Source organism: Sphingosinithalassobacter tenebrarum (genome assembly GCF_011057975.1).
GTDB lineage: Bacteria > Pseudomonadota > Alphaproteobacteria > Sphingomonadales > Sphingomonadaceae > Sphingomonas > Sphingomonas tenebrarum.
Genome location: NZ_CP049109.1, coordinates 2,538,816 through 2,553,339 on the forward strand (window position 1 = coordinate 2,538,816; position 14,524 = coordinate 2,553,339).

General features: G+C 64.9%; 13 protein-coding genes and 3 tRNA genes. 6 read left to right on the plus strand and 10 right to left on the minus strand.

What is annotated here, in order from left to right; genetic code table 11:
• Window positions 1-116: 116 nt before the first annotated feature.
• The 7 genes from G5C33_RS12575 to tkt all read right to left on the minus strand — a co-directional run bounded on the left by G5C33_RS12575 (window position 117) and on the right by tkt (window position 7,341).
• Window positions 117-189: transfer RNA gene (locus G5C33_RS12575), tRNA-Ile, on the minus strand.
• Window positions 190-192: 3 nt separating this feature from the next.
• A tRNA-Gln gene (locus G5C33_RS12580) sits at window positions 193-250 on the minus strand.
• Window positions 251-425: 175 nt separating this feature from the next.
• Window positions 426-2,219, minus strand: coding sequence for a methyl-accepting chemotaxis protein (locus G5C33_RS12585; RefSeq protein WP_228275056.1), 1,794 nt, complete (start codon window positions 2,217-2,219; stop codon window positions 426-428).
• Between the two features lie 229 nt (window positions 2,220-2,448).
• Window positions 2,449-3,642: a phosphoglycerate kinase gene (locus tag G5C33_RS12590; protein WP_165327533.1), complete on the minus strand. Its 1,194-nt coding sequence runs from the start codon at window positions 3,640-3,642 to the stop codon at window positions 2,449-2,451.
• 127 nt (window positions 3,643-3,769) lie between these two features.
• Window positions 3,770-4,225 (minus strand): MOSC domain-containing protein, encoded by a 456-nt coding sequence (locus tag G5C33_RS12595; protein WP_165327534.1) that lies wholly within the window; start codon window positions 4,223-4,225, stop codon window positions 3,770-3,772.
• 132 nt (window positions 4,226-4,357) lie between these two features.
• Window positions 4,358-5,362 (minus strand): type I glyceraldehyde-3-phosphate dehydrogenase, encoded by a 1,005-nt coding sequence (gene gap / locus G5C33_RS12600; RefSeq protein WP_165327535.1) that lies wholly within the window; start codon window positions 5,360-5,362, stop codon window positions 4,358-4,360.
• Window positions 5,363-5,376: 14 nt separating this feature from the next.
• Window positions 5,377-7,341: a transketolase gene (tkt, locus tag G5C33_RS12605; RefSeq protein ID WP_165327536.1), complete on the minus strand. Its 1,965-nt coding sequence runs from the start codon at window positions 7,339-7,341 to the stop codon at window positions 5,377-5,379.
• A gap of 180 nt (window positions 7,342-7,521) precedes the next feature.
• On the opposite strand from tkt, the gene G5C33_RS12610 reads away from it, so the two are divergent.
• The 5 genes from G5C33_RS12610 to G5C33_RS12630 all read left to right on the plus strand — a co-directional run bounded on the left by G5C33_RS12610 (window position 7,522) and on the right by G5C33_RS12630 (window position 9,583).
• On the plus strand, window positions 7,522-7,716 hold the full coding sequence (locus G5C33_RS12610) for a hypothetical protein (RefSeq protein WP_165327537.1): 195 nt from the start codon (window positions 7,522-7,524) through the stop codon (window positions 7,714-7,716).
• On the plus strand, window positions 7,709-8,011 hold the full coding sequence (locus G5C33_RS12615; protein ID WP_165327538.1) for a cell division protein ZapA: 303 nt from the start codon (window positions 7,709-7,711) through the stop codon (window positions 8,009-8,011). Before G5C33_RS12610 ends, G5C33_RS12615 begins: the two co-directional genes overlap by 8 nt.
• A 187-nt stretch (window positions 8,012-8,198) precedes the next feature.
• On the plus strand, window positions 8,199-8,765 hold the full coding sequence (locus tag G5C33_RS12620; protein ID WP_165327539.1) for a 5-formyltetrahydrofolate cyclo-ligase: 567 nt from the start codon (window positions 8,199-8,201) through the stop codon (window positions 8,763-8,765).
• The gene (locus G5C33_RS12625) at window positions 8,762-8,992 is read left to right on the plus strand and encodes a DUF2842 domain-containing protein (RefSeq protein ID WP_165327540.1); all 231 of its coding nucleotides are present in this window, start codon (window positions 8,762-8,764) and stop codon (window positions 8,990-8,992) included. Before G5C33_RS12620 ends, G5C33_RS12625 begins: the two co-directional genes overlap by 4 nt.
• An 84-nt stretch (window positions 8,993-9,076) precedes the next feature.
• Window positions 9,077-9,583 (plus strand): hypothetical protein, encoded by a 507-nt coding sequence (locus G5C33_RS12630; protein ID WP_165327541.1) that lies wholly within the window; start codon window positions 9,077-9,079, stop codon window positions 9,581-9,583.
• A gap of 49 nt (window positions 9,584-9,632) precedes the next feature.
• On the opposite strand, the gene G5C33_RS12635 is transcribed toward G5C33_RS12630, so the two are convergent.
• Window positions 9,633-9,709: transfer RNA gene (locus G5C33_RS12635), tRNA-Asp, on the minus strand.
• Window positions 9,710-9,752: 43 nt separating this feature from the next.
• Window positions 9,753-10,967 carry an AI-2E family transporter gene (locus G5C33_RS12640; protein WP_165327542.1) on the minus strand — a complete coding sequence of 405 codons (1,215 nt, stop codon included), beginning with the start codon at window positions 10,965-10,967 and terminating at the stop codon, window positions 9,753-9,755.
• A gap of 213 nt (window positions 10,968-11,180) precedes the next feature.
• Between G5C33_RS12640 and G5C33_RS12645 the strand changes: the two genes are divergently transcribed.
• Window positions 11,181-12,650: an FGGY family carbohydrate kinase gene (locus tag G5C33_RS12645; protein WP_165327543.1), complete on the plus strand. Its 1,470-nt coding sequence runs from the start codon at window positions 11,181-11,183 to the stop codon at window positions 12,648-12,650.
• 21 nt (window positions 12,651-12,671) lie between these two features.
• Here the strand turns inward: G5C33_RS12645 and G5C33_RS12650 are convergent, their stop codons facing one another.
• Window positions 12,672-14,417, minus strand: coding sequence for a class I adenylate-forming enzyme family protein (locus G5C33_RS12650; RefSeq protein WP_165327544.1), 1,746 nt, complete (start codon window positions 14,415-14,417; stop codon window positions 12,672-12,674).
• Between the last annotated feature and the right edge of the window lie 107 nt (window positions 14,418-14,524).

Here is a 14,524-nt window from a genome sequence, read left to right on the forward strand (position 1 = left end):
GCGCAGGGCCGGAAACCGAGTGGCATCGGCGCGATCGGGCAGCCGGAGCCGCTCTCTCGCGCGTCAGCCTGAATGTCGCTCCGGCCTCCCGTCATTTGGAGACCGTTACAAGGTCTTGCCGCAGCGGGAGTCGAACCCGCGACACACAGATTATCAGTCTGTTGCTCTATCCGTCTGAGCTATGCGTACTGAGGGCGGAATCGAACCGCCAACCGCTTGGTTGCAATGCCAAGTGCTCTGCCATTGAGCTACAAAGTCGATCCCCGCTGCCAAGGAACACGAGTCCGGCACGCCGGCCGCGCCCGGCGGGTCTCGAAGAGCCCGACCGATATGGCAAAAGGGACGGCGCCTCTAATCCGCGCCGCCCCCACTGTAAAGCAGTTTATTGTGCAGTGCAGCAAGCCCGGCAGTCTGCGGTTCGCGCGTCAGGCCATCGCCACCAGCGGCACCGATGCGACCGACGTCCGCCCCCCGGACACCTGCAACGGGCGCTTTCCGCCGCCGGTCACGAACCGCGCCGTCAGTTCGGCCAGCGTGTTCGCCTCGCCTGCCAGGGTCCGCGATGCGGCAGAGCTTTCCTCCACCATCGCTGCATTCTGCTGGGTCGCACGATCCATGCTGCCGATCGCGACGTTGATCTGCGTCAGCGCAGCGGACTGCGCCTGATTGTCGCGCGCAATGCCGTTCACCAGATCCGACATCTTGTCGACCCCCTCGGCAATGCCGTGGAGCGCGACATCGACGTTGCGCACCGCCTCAACCGCGCAGCCGATATCCGCCTGAGTCGATTCGAGCTGCTCGCGCGCGCGCTTGGCTTCCTCTTCGGCGCGCATCGCCAGTGCCGATACGAGATCGGCGACGACCGCGAAGCCGCGGCCTGCCTCGCCCGCCCGGCCCGCTTCCACGGCAGCGTTCATCGCGAGCACTCGTGTCTGGAAGGCGATCTTGTCGAGGCCCTCGATCACGTCGTCGATGCCCTCGGCCCCGGCCGCGACGCGAGTCATCGCCTGCACCGCGCCATCGGTGACAATGCGTCCGTCGCCGGTTGCCTTCTGCGTCGCCGTGCTGCTCGCCACCGTATCAGCCGCCGCTTCGGCGGTTCCGCGCAGCCGGTCGTCCATCTGGCACAAAGCCGCCGACGTTTCCTCCAGGCTCGCCGCATTCGATTCGGCGCGCTTGGCGAGATCCTCGGAAACCACCGCGACTTCGCCGGAGCTGCCGCGGATCGTTCCGGCGCTGACGACGACCGTCGCGATAACCTCGCGAAGCGAACCGAGCGCAGCGTTGTAATTATCGCGCAGCACGGCGTAGCTGGTCGGGAACTCACCGCTGATCGACGCGGTCAGATCGCCCCCGGCGACCCTGCCCAGCCGTTCGGACAGCGTTTCCACCACGGTGCGCTGCTCGGCATCGGCCGCGGCTTTTTCGCGATCGGCGGCTTCCTTGGCGACGGCGGTGTCGCGGAACACGAGCACCGCGCGCGCCATGTCTCCCAGTTCGTCGCGACGCTCGGCATCGGGCACCTCGACTGCATTGTTGCCGCCCGCCAGCGCGCGCATCACCTGCGTCAGCTTCACCACCGGGCGGCCGAGCAACTGGCGCAGCGTCAGCCACAGAAATATCGAAACCAGCGCCATCAGCATGCCGCCGATCAGAACGCTCCATTCGCCGACGTCGCTCGCATCGTGCATGCGGTGCAGATTCTCCTGCACTTCCTCGAATTTCTCGACGCGCAGTTCCTCGGCTCCGGCAACAAGATCGCGTAGCGCATGCGAACCGTTGTCGCCCTTGAGCAAGGCTTCGACGCGCGCACGATCCGTCGTGCTCATCGTCGCCAGCACCGGCTCGGCCGTCTCCCGCACCCATTTGTCCGCGGCGGCCACCGTGTTCTCGAGGAGCGCGACGTCCTTCGGTTCGGTCAGCATCGGCGCCAGTTCCTTGGTCGCCGATCGGAAATCCTCGATCGCGGCGCGATAGGCGGCGGCATCGTCCGGCTGATGGCTCACGGCAAAGGCCTGCAAATTCGCCACCGCGACGAGCAGCGAATTTTCCGCGCGGGCGGCAAGCGCCTGCTCGGCATCCGCGCGATCGCTGACCTCGGTGAGATAGGTCACGCGCTCGGCGGCGACATAGACGATCCCCAGGGTGACGATCGCGGCAATGAATACAGCGGAAAAGGCGCCCGCAAGCTTGCGGGAGATGGAAATGGATTTCAGCACGGCCGATCCTGAATGACGCAAGGTCGCCGCACTTGGGCACCCGCGGATTAATCCCTGGTCATTATAGACATGCCGATTGATGCCCGTACTGGAATCCCCCCTAGGGATAGTTCCGTAACGGAGCGAATATTTCTCATGAAGAAAATCTCGGGCGGGAAGACGCTGTCTTCGCCGCCCGGAATAGTAAAACCGAATTCACCATGCGCCGAAGAAACGGCGTTACTGGCCTTCACTGAGTCAGCGCGGCGACGCCCGGCAATTCCTTGCCTTCCATCCATTCGAGGAACGCGCCGCCTGCGGTCGAAACGAAGCTGAAGTCGCCCGAAACCCCCGCCTGATTGAGCGCGGCAACCGTATCGCCGCCCCCGGCGACGGACACCAGCGTCCCTTCCTTGGTCAACGCGGCGGCAGTACGCGCGAGCGACACAGTTGCCGCGTCGAAGGGCTTGGTCTCGAATGCGCCGAGCGGGCCGTTCCACACCAGAGTCTTGCAGGTCTTGAGCGCATCGGCGAGCGCCTCGGTGGCGGCGGGGCCGACGTCGAGGATCATCTCGTCCTTGGCGACTTCATGGACGTTGCAGGTGCGCAGGCTCGGCGGATTGGCCGCGAATTCCTTCGCAACCACCACGTCATAGGGCAGGTGCACCGTGCACCCCGCCTTGTCGGCCGCGTCGAGGATTTCCTCGGCGGTCTGCGTCAACTCGTGCTCGCACAGCGACTTGCCGACATCGACTCCGCGCGCGGCAAGGAAGGTGTTGGCCATACCGCCGCCGATGATCAGGTGATCGACCTTGGCGACGAGATGCTTGAGGACGTCGAGCTTGGTCGAAACCTTCGCCCCGCCGACCACCGCCGCGACGGGGTGTTCGGGGTTGCCCAGCGCCTTGTCGAGCGCATCGAGCTCGGCTTCCATCTGGCGTCCGGCAAAGGCAGGCAACTTGTGCGCCAGGCCCTCGGTCGAGGCATGGGCGCGATGCGCCGCCGAAAAGGCGTCGTTAACGTAGCAATCGCCGAGCGCGGCGAGCCGATCGACTGTCTCGGGCGCGTTCTTTTCCTCGCCCGCATCGAAACGCGTATTCTCAAGAATACCGATATCGCCCGGTTCCATCGTCGCGATCGCATCGGCGGCGCCCTGATCGTCGATGAAGCGCACCGGGCGGCCAAGCACCGCCTCGAACGGCCTGGTGACGAGCGCGAGGCTCATCTCCGGCTTGCGCTCGCCCTTGGGACGGCCGAAATGCGCGAGGACGATCACCTTGGCGCCCTTGTCGGCAAGTTCGGCGACCGTCGGCATCGCCGCACGCAGGCGCGTGTCGTCGGTCACTTCGCCATCGGCCATCGGCACGTTCAGATCCTCGCGGACCAGCACGCGCTTGCCGCTGATGTCCCCCATATCGTCGAGCGTCTTGAAGCTGCGCGTCATTCGATCCCTCGTTCTGTTGCCGTTGGTGCTGAGCTCGTCGAAGCACCATTCTGTTCTTCTCGCAGTATGTCGAGAGAAGAACCGCCCTTCGACAGGCTCAGGGCGAACGGTGAAAGATGGTCAGCAGCTAATCTTGTTCGATTGCAATCCCGCCCCCGACCGAGATCGTGCCGCCCGAAATCACGCGGGCGAGCGCCCCGCCGCGCCAATCGGGCATCAATGCCAGTTTGAGCCCGTCGACCAGCTCGTCCATCCGGCTGCAGGGATTGCATTCGCAGGTGACTTCAAGCACGACATCACCGATGCGGATGCGCGCGCCGGGCGTCTGCGGCAAATCGAAATCCTCGACCAGCAGGTTCGCCCGGCGATGCCACCAGGGCAGCGAATGGCCAACATCGGCCATCGCCGCGTCCCAGTCCTTCGCCTCGATCAGCGACACCTGGCGCTTGTCTTTGCCCGGCGCGCGGACGGTGCCGCGAAAATCGCCGTGCAGCCCGCCATCCACCGTAACCTCGACGGAATCAATCGTCTCGATCGGCCCGCGCGGATGATCGTGGCGGGCGATGCCGGTAAGTTTACCCATGATCCAAACTCCCGTCCGTTGGGTTCGAACGAAGTTCGAGCTTGTCGAGAACGCAGTCGAGAACCGGTTCTCGACGGTCGCTTCTCGGCTTCGCTCGAAGCTGCTCGAACCCAACGGGAGAAGGCACGAGCATCAGCCCAGCTTGGCCATCGTCCCGGCGGTGTCGACCATGCGGTTCGAGAAGCCCCATTCATTGTCGTACCAGCTGACGACGCGAACCAGCTTGCCGTCGATCACCGCGGTCTCCAGGCTGTCGACCGTCGAGCTGAACGGCGTGTGGACAATGTCGATCGAAACCAGCGGCTCGTCGGAGAACTCCAGCACGCCCTTGAGCGCACCTTCGGCCGCGTCCTTGAGCAGCTTGTTGACTTCCTCGACGCTGGTGTCGCGCTTGGGCGTGAAGGTGAGGTCGACCAGCGACCCGTCCGGGGTCGGCACGCGGACGGCCGAACCGTCGAGCTTGCCCTTGAGCTCGGGCAGCACTTCGCCCACCGCGCGGGCGGCGCCCGTCGTCGTCGGGATCATCGACATGCCGGCGGCACGCGCACGGCGCAGGTCCGGGTGGATCTGGTCGAGGATCTTCTGGTCGTTGGTATAGGCGTGGATCGTCGTCATCAGACCGCGCTCGATGCCGATCGCGTCGTTCAGCACCTTGGCGACCGGCGCGAGGCAGTTGGTCGTGCACGACGCGTTCGAAACGATCTTGTGATCGGCGGTCAGCTTGTCGTGATTGACGCCATAGACGACGGTCAGGTCGACTTCCTTGCCCGGCGCGGAGATCAGCACCTTCTTGGCGCCGGCCTCGATATGCTTCTGCGCGTCGGTGCGCTTGGTGAAGAAGCCGGTGCATTCGAGCACCAGTTCGACGCCGTTTTCGGCGTGCGGCAGATTGGCGGGATCGCGCTCGGCGGTCACCTTGATGCGCTTGCCGTCGATGACGATGTCGTTGCCGTCCGCTTCGACGGTGCCGGGATATTTGCCGTGCACGCTGTCGCGCGAGAACAGCCACGCATTGGACTTGGCGTCGGCGAGATCGTTGATCGTCACCAGTTCCAGCCCGCTATCGGGGCGCTCGAGGATCGCGCGGGCCACCAGACGGCCGATACGTCCGAACCCGTTGATCGCTACCTTCGTCATCTGCTGTGTCTCCCTTAGGCGTTAAGACGCTCGATAATCTGCGGAACGATGGCCTCCGCAGTCAGGCCGAAATGTTCGAACAGGCGCAAAGCGGGCCCCGAGGCTCCAAAGCTGTCGAGCCCGAAACGCATGCCGTCGAGCCCCGTGTAGCGTTCCCAGCCCATAGTGGTACCCGCTTCGATCGAAACGCGCAGAACATCGCTGGGGAGAATGTCGGCGCGATAGCCTTCCGGCTGCGCGTCAAAGCGTTCCCAGCAGGGCATCGAGACGACATCGGCACCGATGCCTTCCCCTTCCAGCTGCTCGCGCACCGCGACCGCCAGTTCGACTTCCGAACCCGTCGCGATCAGCACCAGCCTGCGCGGCGCCTCGGCGGCATGGAGGCGATAGCCGCCTTTCGCCGCCTGCATGCCGCCGCTGGCGCGAAGCTGCGGCAAGTTCTGGCGCGACAGCGCAAGCAGGCTCGGCCCGTCCTTCTTCTCAAGCGATGCCTGCCACGCCTCGGCGGTCTCGATCGTGTCGCACGGGCGCCAGACTTCGAGATTGGGGACGAGGCGCAGGCTCATCACATGCTCGATCGGTTGGTGCGTTGGCCCGTCTTCGCCGAGCCCGATCGAATCATGCGTCATCACATAGACGACGCGACAATGCTGCAGCGCCGACAGGCGGATCGCCGGGCGGCAATAGTCGGAAAAGACCAGGAACGTGCCGCCATAGGGAATGACGCCGCCGTGCAGCGCCATGCCGTTCATCGCCGCGGCCATGCCGAATTCGCGAATGCCGTAATAGACATAGCGGCCGGCATAATCCTCGGCGGTCAGCGGGCCGGTCGATTTGGTCTTGGTGTTGTTGGAGCCCGTCAGATCGGCCGAACCGCCGATCGTTTCGGGCAGCAGATCGTTGATCGCGCCCAGCGCCATTTCGGACGCCTTGCGCGTCGCGACCTTCTTCGGATCGGCGAGCAATTCCGCGACATAATCGTCGAGGCTGAAGCCATCGGGCAGATCGCCCGCCATGCGACGTTCGAATTCGCCCTTGTCCGAATGGCTTGCGAGACGGCCCTGCCACGCGACATTGGCTTCGCCGCCGCGCTTTCCGGCCGCGAGCCAGGTCTCGCGCACATCGTCGGGGATGACGAAGGGCGGGTGGTTCCAGCCGAGCGCCTCGCGGGCGCCGGCGATTTCCTCGGCGCCGAGCGGCGACCCATGCACGCCCGACGTACCCGACTTGGTCGGCGCGCCCTTGCCGATCACGGTCTTGCAACGGATCAGCGAGGGGCGGTCATCGGCCAGCGCCGCGTCGATCGCCGCCTTGATGCTCGCTTCGTCATGGCCGTCGCATTCGACGACATGCCAGCCGGTCGCGGCATAGCGCGCCGGGATATCCTCGCTCGACGAAAGGCTCACCTTGCCGTCGATGGTGATGTCGTTGTCGTCCCAGAACACATTGAGGCGGCCCAGCTTCAGATGCCCGGCCAGACCGATCGCCTCATGGTTGATGCCTTCCATCAGGCACCCGTCGCCCGCAATCACCCAGGTGCGGTGGTCGACGATCGAATCGTCGTAAACCGCGTTCAGGTGTCGCTCGGCCATCGCCATGCCAACCGCCATCGCCAGCCCCTGCCCCAGCGGACCGGTGGTGCATTCGACGCCGGGCAGTTCGAAATTTTCCGGGTGCCCCGCGCAGGGGCTGCCCACCTGGCGGAAGTTTTTGATGTCCTCCAGCGTCGGACGGGCATAGCCGCTCAGATACAGCGACGCATAGAGCAGCATCGAGCCGTGCCCCGCCGACAGCACGAATCGATCGCGATCGGGCCAGTGGGGATCGGCGGCATCATATTTCAGATAGTCGTGAAACAGCACCGTCGCGACATCGGCCATGCCCATCGGCATGCCCGGATGGCCGGAATTCGCCGCCTCGACGGCATCCATCGCAAGCGCGCGAACGGCGTTTGCGCAGTCCTTGAAAGACGCGGTCATTACGCTCCCTTGACGCCGCGAAGCCCAAGTCCGCGGCCCTTGCCGCGACATGCGGCGAATCGAGTCGCGCCCGCCTTTGAAACCCTCCCGCCCGCACGTCAACCACGCACGCCTGCGGTTCGCCGCAGCGTAGACGCTTCTGGGGTTGTCGCGCGCCATCGCCATGCTAGTGGCGTGCGCATGGCGGACACACCCTCCAATGACGCCTCCGCGCGGATCGACCGCGCTCTGGAACGGATCGAAGCAGCCGCGAGCGCCCGCGCTTTCGCGTCGGAACGGCTTGCCCGGCGCCATGCGGTGCTGCGCAGCCGAATCGAGGAAGCGGTGGCGGCGCTCGACAATCTGATCGCGCGTGAGGATCGCCCCAATGGCTGAAGTTTCGCTTTCGATCGCCGGGCGCAGCTATTCGGTTTCGTGCCGCGACGGCGAGGAACCGCATCTGAAGCGCCTCGAATCGCTGATCGCCGAACATGCGCAGACCGCACAGCGCGCGTCGGGCGGGCTCAACAGCGAGCGGACCCTGCTCTACCTGTCGCTGATTCTCGCCGACCTGCTCGACGAGGCGCAGCGCAACCCGCCGTCGGGCGTTTCGCCGGTCCTGCTCGAAAATCTCGCCGATCGGCTCGAAGCCGTCGCGGCGGCACTTGAGGAAGACCCCGCCACCGCCTAAATTGGGGTTGGCGGGTACTGCCCGGTGCGAGCTTTAGCGATTATCCCTGAGGCGATAGAAACATCCAAGGGAGCTGTCCCTGTCCGGGCCCTGGCCCGATGCAAACGGCGCCCACCTGACGTTACTGGCGTCAGAGGATATTCAAGCAAACGGCCCAAGGTGGTCCCGCCACATAGGAAGCGCGCAATTGAAATCGCTGGCTGAAGAGAAACAGGCGCTGCGCAGGGAAATACGCAGTCTGCGTCGCGGCTTCGTGATGGCCGGCGGATTGCCCGACATAGCCCTGCCTGCGCTGCTTGAACGGCGCATCGCCAAAGGCACCGTCATCGCCGCCTATCTGCCGATGCGATTCGAGGCCGACCCCGGCCCGCTCGCACAACGGGCGCGCGAACTCGGCGCGCGGATCGCCTTGCCCTATATCGAAACGCCCGCAGTGCCGATGCGCTTCCTCGAATGGACGCCGGGCGACGAGACCGAAGTCAACAATCACGCCATCCGCCAGCCGCTTCGCCATGCCGAGGAACTGGTGCCCGACATCATCCTGACGCCGCTGCTCGCATTCGACGACGCACTCCACCGGCTCGGCCAGGGACGCGGTTATTATGACCGCGCCTTCGCCCATTTCGGAAATGCATTGCGGGTCGGCGTGGCATGGTCGATCCAGGAAGTACCCGCCGTTCCCGTCGAAAGCTGGGACGAACCGCTCGATGCCGTGGTCACCGAACGCGGCCTGTTCAGCAAGGCAGCCTTATGACCGATCCCGAATGGCAACCCAGCTGGCGCAAGCCGGTGGGCATGATCGCCATCTGCCTGTTCATCCTCGTCTGGGTCGTTCTGATCGCCAGTTTCGCCACGACGCTGGCGACGCTGCCCATGTGGCTGCAATTGCTGATCTACGTCTTTTTCGGCCTGGTCTGGATCTGGATCGCGCCGCTCAAGCCGCTGCTGCGCTGGATGGAGACCGGCCGCTGGCGCGGGTGATAGCTTCGATTCGGACGAGATAGCCGGACCCAACCCGACCTCTATTCCTGATATACTCTCGCGCAGAACAACGGGAGAAGAGAAATGGGAGACCTGAGAGGCGCGGCCGCACCGGCCGATATGGGGCAGGCGCTTGGCCTGTTCGCCGAAACCCTGGTGAAGCTAGCGATCGCCCGCAACGAGCTAGGCTTGCGGCAGCGCTGGCTAGCTGAAGGGATGAACACGCTCTGGGCTGACGCGGAACCGCGCTTGGGGGAGCTACAATATAGCGATTGGCGCGAGTATATCGTGCACGACGAGCCGTATGACGATCCCGCCAGCATGGCGGCATTCGCCTTTCTCAACAGCGAATTGCTGTTCATTGCGTTTCGCCACCGTGAACTGCTTTCGGAAGCCAGCCGTGCTACTCTGGAAGAGATGGACGCTATTTTTGTCAGCGAACCCGTGGACCTGCTCAGCGAGCGCGTCGTGGAGGACTGTGAGACGGTCTACGGAAGCGTCGAGAAATTGCTTCAGCGGCTCCCGAAATGGCTGCGCCGCGTCGCCGACATCGCGCTTGAAGCGCTCAAACTGTCGCGTGGATTAGTTTAGAAGCCCGAATTTTCTTGGTAACCGCTACGCCACTTCCCGACAAGGGAAGTGGCGCGAGTGACGGGGCTCGAACCCGCGACCTCCGGCGTGACAGGCCGGCGCTCTAACCAACTGAGCTACACCCGCGTATCTGCGAGAGCGGCGCTGTTAGGGGAGGCTTTGGGGGCTGTCAACCCGAATGCTCATCCCCCGGCGCACGTTGCTGCCTTCGCAGCTTGTGGTCCTGCACCAGCGTACCCTTTTCGAACAGGAATCCGGCGATATCGGGTGTCCCCGCAGCTTCCAGCACGGTCTGGATAATGATCAGCAGCGGCACCGCCAGAAGCGCGCCCGGCGTGCCCCACACCCAGCTCCAGAAGCTCAGCGAGACGAGAATCAGCAACGGGCTGATCGTCAGACGGTGTCCGACCACCAGCGGCGTGATCAGATTCGCCTCAACCAGATGCGCGCCGATCACGATCACCGCGGGCAGCAGCGCCAGCCAGATGTCGGAAAAGGTCATCAGCCCGCCCAGCCCGAGCAGGATCGCGGCAAGCACCGGCCCGAAATAGGGAACATAGTTGAGCAGCGTCACGATGCCGCCCCACATCAGCGGCGTCGGCATGTCGATCATCCACAGGCACCCCGCGACGAACAGCCCGAGCAGCAGATTGATGAAGGTGATCGTACCGAGATAGGCCGACGTATCATCGACCACGTCCTGAATGACGCGCGCCGTGGCCATCGCGCCGCCGAAGCTCGACCGGCTGGTGATCGCCTTCTTGCGCAGCCGGGTCCAGCCGGAAAGAAAGAAATAGATGACCAGCACTGCGAAGAACAGCTGGATCAGCACGTTCGGCGCCGAGGACGTCACCAGATCGACCAGCGAGCGCGGCGGCGGCCCGGCGACCGCGACCGGCTCCTGAATCGGCCCCGACACGAAATTGCGCAGTGTATCGTCAACGAATTGCTGCAGGTTCGAATACAGGTCGATCAGCGGGCGAAGATTGGCCTGGATCAAGTCGATCCGGTCGGGAAGCAGGCGGATCCACTGCCATGCCGGCACCACGATCAACGCCAGCGCCGCGTTGACCGCGACGACGAACAGCACGACGCAGGCGAGCGAGGCGAGCGGCGCGGGCACGCGATGCCGCTCGAGCCATTCGAGCAGCGGAACCAGCGCGACTGCGATCACCAGCGCGGCGGTGAGCGGCAGGAAGAATTCCGATCCGGCATGCAATGCAAAGGGCAGCGCAAGCAGCAGCGCGATCCCCGCCATCAGCGTCAGCCCGGCGAGCAGCCGGTCGCGCCGAAGCTCGATCGCGCTTTCATCGGGCATGGAAGGCACCGGCGCGGGCGGCGAAACCGGCGTCGTCGGTTCCTGCTGATCCTCCCGTGCGCTCATGTCCCCGTTCACTCTTTGCCTTTCCCGCCATCACCAACAAACTCGCCATGCTGAACTTGTTTCAGCATCCACGGCGCCGCGAAAACCGAACCCTTCGGGTTTGCGGACCAGTGGACCCTGAAACAAGTTCAGGGTGACGAACGCAAAGTCGCCAAATCCTCCCAACGCTCTAGCGCGGTTTGCGGCGCTTGTAATCCCGGCTAAGCATCGGGAATGGGAGAGATGCTGCTCGTCATCGACGAAGGAACCACGTCCACGCGCGCGATGCTGTTCGGGCCGGACGGTCGCGTGCACGGCAGCCATGTGATGCCGTTGACGCAAAATTATCCCGCGCACGGGCTGGTCGAACACGACGCCAACGAGATCTGGCGCAATTCGCTCGATTGCGCGCACGCGGTCGTGAACAAGGCGGGCGGGCCGGAGGCAATCGCCGCGATCGGCATCGCCAATCAGCGCGAAACCATCGTCTTCTGGGATCGCACCACCGGCGAGCCGCTGGCGCCCGCGATCGTCTGGCAGGACCGGCGCACGGCGTCGCTCTGCCGCCGCCTCAAGGAACGCGGCGAGGAGCCTGGCGTGCAGGCGCGCACCGGACTTCTCCTCGATCCCTATTTCTCGGGCACCAAGATCGCCTGGGCAATGGAGCACTGGCCGCAGCTTAAGGGCGCGGGCGACCGGCTCGCGATCGGCACGGTCGAAAGCTGGCTGGTGTGGAAGCTCACCGGCGGGCTCCACATCACCGACGCCACCAATGCCTCGCGCACGCTGCTGATGGCGCTCGGCTCGGGAAATTGGGACGATGGCCTGCTCGACCTGTTCGGCGTGCCGCGCACTGCCCTGCCCCGTATCGTCGACAGCGCGGGCGATTTCGGCACCACCAAGCTGCTCGGCGGCGAAATCCCGATCTGCGGGCTTGCGGGCGACCAGCAGGCGGCGACGATAGGCCAGGGCTGTTTCCGACGCGGCGAGGCGAAGGGGACATATGGCACTGGCGCCTTCGTGCTGGCGAATGCCGGCGCAACGCCGCCTGCCTCGAAGAACCGCCTCCTTGCCACTGTGCTATGGCAGTTCGACGGGCGCCGTGCCTATGCGCTTGAAGGCGCGGTGTTCGTCGCCGGCAGCCTGATCCAGTGGTTGCGCGATTCGCTCGGCCTGATCGAAAGCGCCGACGAGACGGAGAAATTCGCCCGCTCGATTACAGACAATGGCGGCGTCTACCTTGTCCCCGCGCTCGCCGGGCTCGGCGCGCCCTGGTGGGAACCCGAGGCACGCGCCGCCATCTCCGGCCTCAGCTTCGCCACCGGCAAGGCGCATATCGTGCGCGCCGCGCTGGAGGCACAGGCGCTCCAGACGCACGACCTCAAGACCGCCTTCGCCGCCGACGGCGACGACTGGAGCAGGCTACGCATCGACGGCGGCATGGTCGCGAACGACTGGATCGCACAGGACATGGCCGACATTCTCGGCATCCCCGTCGAGCGCCCGGTAATGGCGGAGACGACGGCGCTCGGCGCCGCGATGCTGGCGGCCCGAGGCTGCGGCATCTTCGCCTCGCTAAAGGACGCCGACGTCATGCGCGGCGCGATCGAGACGTTCGAACCCAAGCTGAGCGAGGACGCGCGCCAGGCGCGACTGGCGGGGTGGCAAGCGGCGGTGAAGCACGTCATCGCGCATTCGGAATGAACCGCGAAGCAAGCGCAACCGCTAAGCCTCCTCCGCCGCGAACAGTCCGCGCAGCTCGGTCTTCAATATCTTCCCATTGGCATTGCGCGGCAGCACCGCGTCGGTGAATTTCACCGCAACCGGCACCTTGAACGCCGCGAGATGCCGCCCGACCCACGCGCGCAGTTCATCCTCGCTGGCACTCGCCCCCGGCGCGAGATGCACCACCGCGCCCGGCTGCTCGCCCAGCTGATGGTGCGGGATGCCGACCAGCGCCGCATCGATCACCGCCGGATGCGCGTAAAGCACGTCCTCGACTTCGCTCGAATAGATATTCTCGCCGCCGCGGATGATGATGTCCTTCGCCCGGTCGACGATATAGCAGAAGCCCTCCTCATCGAGCCGCGCCAGGTCGCCGGTCTTCACCCAGCCGTCGACGAAGGTCTCCGCGCTCGCCTCGGGCTTGTTCCAGTATCCTTTCACGACCATCGGCCCCCTGGCCCATAGCTCGCCGACGTCGCCGGTCGGCAGTGTCTCGCCCGTTTCCTGCGAAACGATCTTCAATTCCGCCACCGGCACCGGCGGACCACAACTCGTCGGGCGGTTGAGATAGTCCTCGCCGCTATGCTGCGTCACCGTCGCCATTGTCTCGGTCATCCCCCAGCCATTGCCGGGCAGCGCGCCGAATTCCTTGTAAATCCGCTTGACCAGTTCGGGCGCGGAGGGCGCGCCACCATAGGAAATCGTGTCGAGCGAGGAGAGATCATATTTGTCGCGCTCGGGATGTTCGAGCAATTGCCACGCGATGGTCGGCACGCCGCCGGTGAACTGCACCTTCTCCCGTTCGATGATCGCCATCGCTTCGAGCGGGTCCCATCTGCGCATGAAGATCACCGTCGATCCGGTGACGACGCCGGGCATCAGCGCCGCGCTGCATGCCGTGACGTGGAACAGCGGGATGACGAGCAGCGACACCTTGGGCGCCGGTTCGCCCGGCGTCTCCCCCCGCCGCAACATGCCGCGCGCCTGAACATAGCCCGCGGACAGGATGTTCGAGCAGATGTTGCGATGCGTGCCCAGCGCGCCCTTCGCCTGACCCGTCGTGCCGCTGGTATAGAAGATGGTGGCCGCGTCATCGGGCGCGATTTCCACATCGGGGAGCGCGACATCGTCCAGTCCCGCCCAATCGTTCGGCGTGCCGATCAGCACCTCCAGCCGATGGAATTTCGGCCCCTCCAGCGACGCATCGGCGCGCGACACGATGACATGTTCCAGATCGGGCAGCGCATCGTAATGCGGCGTCAGACGATCGTGCCGCTGGCCGTCAAGAATCGCGACCTTCGCGCCCGAATCGGACAGGCCATAGGCCAGCTCCTCGCCCACCCACCATGCGTTGAGCGGCACCGCGATCGCACCGATGCTCGCCGCGGCGAAAAAGGCCACCGGCCATTCGGGGAGGTTGCGCATCGCGATCGCCACGCGGTCGCCCTTGCGCACCCCCATGCTCCACAGTTGGTTGGCCAGTTGCGCCGTCGCGCGCCAGTTCGCTTCATAGGTGACACGCTCATCCTGATAGACCGTGAACACGCGCCCGCCATGCGCGCGGATCGCCTGCGCCAGAAACCGTAACGTCGGCGGGGCGTTCTTCCACGTCCGCGTCGCCACGCCGGCGATATCGACCGTTTCCATTTCGAACCGGGCGCCTGGCGCGGTAAGCAACGCATCGGTTTGCGCCAGCGTCATCGCCGGCCATGCGGGATCGAGCGGAACAAGCGCTTCGCTGGTCATGACATCCTCTTGCGATTCTCATATCTTGAATTTCGGGTTTGTCGCGATCCGAATGAAAAAAGCAAGGTTGCTGTTGCTTTAGCGACGCTGTGGCGCAATAGGGAGAC